The organism is Myxacorys sp. (assembly GCF_059501405.1).
The window spans coordinates 1-3,274 of the sequence record NZ_JCACCM010000039.1; the positions used below are offsets into that span (position 1 = coordinate 1).

Genomic DNA, 3,274 nt, shown 5'->3' on the forward strand with positions numbered 1-3,274 from the left:
GCGGCTTTCGAGTGGGGCCGGAGTTGATCCGGCCAAGCGAACGAAGGGCGCACGGTGGATGCCTTGGCACGGACAGGCGAAGAAGGGCGTGGCAAGCCACGATAGTCCCGGGGGAGCCGCACGCAGGCTGTGATCCCGGGGTTCCCGAATGGGGCAACCCGGCGGCCGTCATGGGCCGTCACCGCGAGAGCGGAGCCAACGGGGAGAACTGAAACATCTAAGTATCCCCAGGAAAAGAAATCAACCGAGATTCCCAGAGTAGCGGCGAGCGAAATGGGACCAGCCCAAACCGGGTGCCTTGTGCACTCGGGGTTGTAGGACCAGAGCGGGACTTGTTCCGCTCGTGCTTGGAGTCTAGCCGAAGCCGCCTGGGATGGCGCGCGACACAGGGTGAGAGCCCCGTAGGCGAAAGGCAACCAAGACGAGTGGCTCTGGCACCTGAGTACAGCGGGACACGAGAAATCCCGCTGGAATCCGGGGGGACCACCCTCCAAGGCTGAATACTCGTCCGTGACCGATAGTGCACCAGTACCGTGAGGGAAAGGTGAAAAGAACGCCTGACGGCGAGTGAAATAGATCCTGAAACCGTGTGCCTACAAGCGGTAGGAGGAGGCTTAGGCCTCTGACTGCGTGCCTTTTGCATTATGATCCGGCGAGTTGCTGGTCACGCGCGAGGTTAAGAGGCTATGCCTCGGAGCCGCAGCGAAAGCGAGTCTGAACAGGGCGAACTAGAGTGCGTGGCCGCAGACCCGAAACCGAAGCGATCTACCCATGGCCAGGCTGAAGCTGGGGTAACACCTAGTGGAGGGCCGAACCCGTTACTGTTGAAAAAGTTTGGGATGAGCCGTGGGTAGGGGTGAAAGGCCAATCAAGCTCGGAGATAGCTGGTTCTCCCCGAAAACTATTGAGGTAGTGCCTCGGGGCGTGTGAGCGGGAGGTAGAGCACTGGAAGGACGCGGGGCCCCACCGGGTTACCAACTCCTACCAAACTCCGAATGCCCGACTCATGGACCCCGGGAGACAGCATACGCGCGATAATGTGCGTATACGAGAGGGAAAGAACCCAGACCGTCGGCTAAGGTCCCGGAGTATCGTCTCAGTGAGAAAGGATGTGGGCGTGCCCTGACAACCGGGAGGTTGGCTTAGAAGCAGCCATGCCTTGAAAGAGTGCGTAATAGCTCACCGGTCAAGTGCGCCTGCGCCGATAATGGTCGGGACTCAAGACGATCACCGAAGCCACGGATTTCACACCTTGTGTGTGAGATGGTAGGGGAGCGTTCTGGTAGCAGAGAAGCGGGGGTGGAAACCTTCCCGTGGAGCGGCCAGAAGTGAGGATGCCGGAATGAGTACGCGATAAGGGGGGTGAGAATCCCCCCCACCGAAAGCCTAAGGGTTCCAGGGGCAGGCTCGTCCGCCCTGGGTTAGTCGGTCCCTAAGCCGAGGCCGAAGGGCGTAGGCGATGGAAAACGGGCGAATATTCCCGTACCACGATGTGCGCGTTATCACCCGCAGGGGGGACGCAGGAGTGAAGCATGGGCCGGGCGCTGGTCGTCCCGGTGCAAGGAGGTAGGCGGTCCCGGGAGGGAAAAGGCCCGGGTAGCCGAGATCTGACGCCGACTGGAGTCTCCGGACTCCGGGAGCTGTGTTAAGCCGACTGCCGAGAAAAGCCCCGGTGGGGAGTTCGCATCGTGACCGTACCGCAAACCGACACAGGTAGGCGAGGCGAGTAGCCTCAGGTGCGCGAGTGATCTGTGGAGAAGGAACTCGGCAAAATGTCCCCGTAACTTCGGGAGAAGGGGAGCTCTCGGTACTTGACTGGGCTACGCGCCTGGAAGGGGAAGGGAGTCGCAGAGAATCGGCCCAAGCGACTGTTTAGCAAAAACACAGGTGTCTGCAAAGTCGCGCAAGACGACGTATAGGCACTGACGCCTGCCCGGTGCCGGAAGGTTAAGGGGAGAGGTCAGCCTCAGCGAAAGCTGGGGTGAAGCTTTGAACCGAAGCCCCGGTAAACGGCGGCCGTAACTATAACGGTCCTAAGGTAGCGAAATTCCTTGTCGGGTAAGTTCCGACCTGCACGAATGGCGTAACGACTTGGGCGCTGTCTCCTCCACACGCTCGGCGAAATTGGAGTCTCGGTGAGGATACCGAGTACCCGCGACAGGACAAAAAGACCCCGTGCACCTTTACTGCACCCTGACATTGTTCTTCGGTATTGCTTGTGTAGCATAGGTGGGAGGCTATGAGGCAGGGGCGCCAGCTCTTGCGGAGCCATCAGTGAAATACCACCCTGGCAATATTGGAGATCTAACCTGGGCGAGTGAATCCTCGCTAGGAACCGTGTCAGGCGGGCAGTTTGACTGGGGCGGTCGCCTCCTAAAGAGTAGCGGAGGCGCGCAAAGGTTCCCTCAGCGCGGTCGGCAATCGCGCACAGAGAGCGTAAACGCAAAAGGGAGCTTGACTGCGAGACGGACAGGTCGAGCAGGTGCGAAAGCAGGCGTTAGTGATCCGGCGGTCCCGCGTGGAAGGGCCGTCGCTCAACGGATAAAAGGTACGCCGGGGATAACAGGCTTATCGCCCCCGAGAGTTCACATCGACGGGGCGGTTTGGCACCTCGATGTCGGCTCATCGCATCCTGGGGCTGGAGAAGGTCCCAAGGGTCCGGCTGTTCGCCGGTTAAAGCGGTACGCGAGCTGGGTTCAGAACGTCGTGAGACAGTTCGGTCTGTATCCGTCGTGGGCGCAGGAAGATTGATGGACGCCGTCCCTAGTACGAGAGGACCGGGACGGACCAACCTCTGGTGTACCGGTTGTCGCGCCAGCGGCAGCGCCGGGTAGCTACGTTGGGACGGGATAACCGCTGAACGCATCTAAGTGGGAAGCCCCTCCAGAGATGAATCTTCCCGAGGCATAAGCCTCCTGAAGGGCCGTGGGAGACGACCACGTGGATAGGCGGCAGGTGCAGGACGCGCGAGCGTCAAAGCCGAGCCGTACTAAGGGCCCGTGTGGCTTGGCCGGCCATTTTGCAGGTGGCCGTGCCCCAACAGACTTGAAGAAGTCGCTCTGGTGGAGCGGCACGAAAGGCACAGCACGTGGTGCTGTCAGAGATGGACCCCTTGTTCCACACCCAGGCTAGTATGGCCGGTGGCTATGGCGTGGGGGATCACCCGATCCCATCCCGAACTCGGAAGTTAAGCCCCACTGCGCGGATGGTACTGCCGGGGCCACCCGGTGGGAGAGTACGGCGCTGCCGGCCTGCACATTCAGAAAGCCCCCGA

Annotated in this window: 2 rRNA genes; both read left to right on the top strand. The window is 60.8% G+C overall.

Features of this window, described 5'->3' with window-relative positions:
* The first annotated feature begins 30 nt into the window (after positions 1-30).
* Positions 31-3,014, top strand: a 23S ribosomal RNA gene (locus AC5I6P_RS03355).
* Between the two features lie 122 nt (positions 3,015-3,136).
* A 5S ribosomal RNA gene (gene rrf / locus AC5I6P_RS03360) occupies positions 3,137-3,252 on the top strand.
* Positions 3,253-3,274: the final 22 nt, after the last annotated feature.